Origin of the sequence: Dapis hubbardiae BLCC-M172, assembly GCF_050016015.1 — a bacterium.
Taxonomy (GTDB): Bacteria; Cyanobacteriota; Cyanobacteriia; order Cyanobacteriales; family Microcoleaceae; genus Trichodesmium.
Genome location: NZ_JBNHEQ010000146.1, coordinates 43,606 through 45,378 on the forward strand (window position 1 = coordinate 43,606; position 1,773 = coordinate 45,378).

At 43.6% G+C, this 1,773-nt stretch carries 1 protein-coding gene; it reads right to left on the reverse strand.

Annotated elements, in window-relative coordinates; genetic code table 11:
* Positions 1–1,773: Ig-like domain-containing protein (locus ACP6PK_RS12730; protein ID WP_426559942.1), on the reverse strand; the 1,773-nt coding region annotated here is incomplete at both ends.

The window sequence follows — 1,773 nt, forward strand, 5'->3', positions numbered from 1 at the left end:
TGTTGGCGGGGGTGCTGGCTGTGTCATCTGTTAACTCACCTACTGGGGTGACGGTGACAGTTATATTTGCTGGAGTTGATACATTATTGTTTTCGTCTGCTATAGTGTAGGGAATTGTGACTTCACCTACAAAGTTAGTTTCGGGAGTAAAGGTCAGGTCGCCATTCTCATCTACATTGAAAATACCTTGGTTGGGTACTGTTAATGTTTTTTCAATATCTGGTGTGCTTGGGTTTAAATCTATTGTGGAGGGGACTACTTCTCCTTCTATATCCACATCATTGTTACCAATATTGAATGTTATTGGTTGATTTACAGAGGTAGTAGCATTATCCTCTGTGGCGATGGGAGGGTTATCTATAACTTCTACAGTAATTTGGCCTTGGTTAGAGATATTCTCTGTTGTATCCTTTACAGTGTAAGGAATTGTGACTTCACCAACAAATCCATCTGTTGGAGTAAAAGTTAGTTCTCCAGTTTCATCATCTACTGTAAAGGTTCCTTCGTCTACAGTTACTGTTTTTTCTTCTACTTCAGGGGTGTTAGGGTTGAGGTCGATAGTGCCTGGGTCTATCTGAGTTCCCTCATCAGCTATGTCATTTTCAGTTAGCTGGAAACTAACTGGTGTATTAAGCGTAGTGCTAGCGTTGTCATCGGTGGCAAAAGGTAGTTCTGTAGTAATATTGACATTGATATTAGCTATTTCTGATGTGCTGCCATTATTGTCATCTACTGTGTAGGGAATATTTACTTCACCGACAAACCCATCAACAGGGGTAAAGGTGACATCTCCTTCATTATTTACAGTAAATGTGCCTTGAGTTGGTACTGTGAATGTTTCTTGAATTCCTGGTGTATCAGGGTCTAGATCGATAGATATGGGGTCGATGTTGCCATCGTTATCAGTGTCGTTGTTGACTATGTTAAAAGTTACTGGTACTCCCACTTCACTACTGGCGCTGTCTTCAGTAGCTACAGGTGGAATGTTGACTACTTCAACAGTGATATTTGCTTGGTTAGAGGTTTGGCCATCATTGTCTGCTACTGTGTAGGGGATGGTTACTTCACCGACGAACCCATCAACAGGGGTAAAGGTGACATCTCCTTCATCATTTACTGTAAATGTTCCTTCTGATACTGTGAATGTTTTTTGAATTCCTGGCGTATTGGGGTTTAGGTCTACTTTTGTGGGGTCGATGTTGCCATCTACATCGTTATCGTTACCAGTAATGTTGAATGTGACTGGTTGATTAATAAATGTTGTGCCGTTGTCTTGAGCGGCGATCGGCTCTTGGTTTGGTGCTGGAGTTGGAGTTGGCTCGGCTTCTACTGTAATAGCTACAGTAGCACTGCTACTGTCTCCATCACTGTCTGTGATTGTATAGTTAATGCTTGGCTCTTCATCACTTTCGGGGTCGGGAGTAAATTCTATGGTGTCGTCTGTGGGGTCGTCTGGTGTTCCGCCATCGTTGATTGTGGCTGTGCCTCCTGTGACTCCATCTATGGTTATTGTTCCGGCTCCGTCTCCACCAAAGTTGTCATTACTGAGTATGTCAATGTTGGTGGTTCCAGTTTCGGCTACTGTGGCTGTGTCGTTGACTGCTGTGGGCACGTTATCTACTGTAATATCTACAGTAGCAGGGCTAGAGTCTCCATCACTGTCTGTGATTGTATAGTTAATGGTGGGGTTGCCATCGAAGTTGGGGTCAGGAGTAAAGTCTATGGTGTCGTCTGTGGGGTCGTCTGGTGTTCCGCCATCGTTGATTGTGGCTG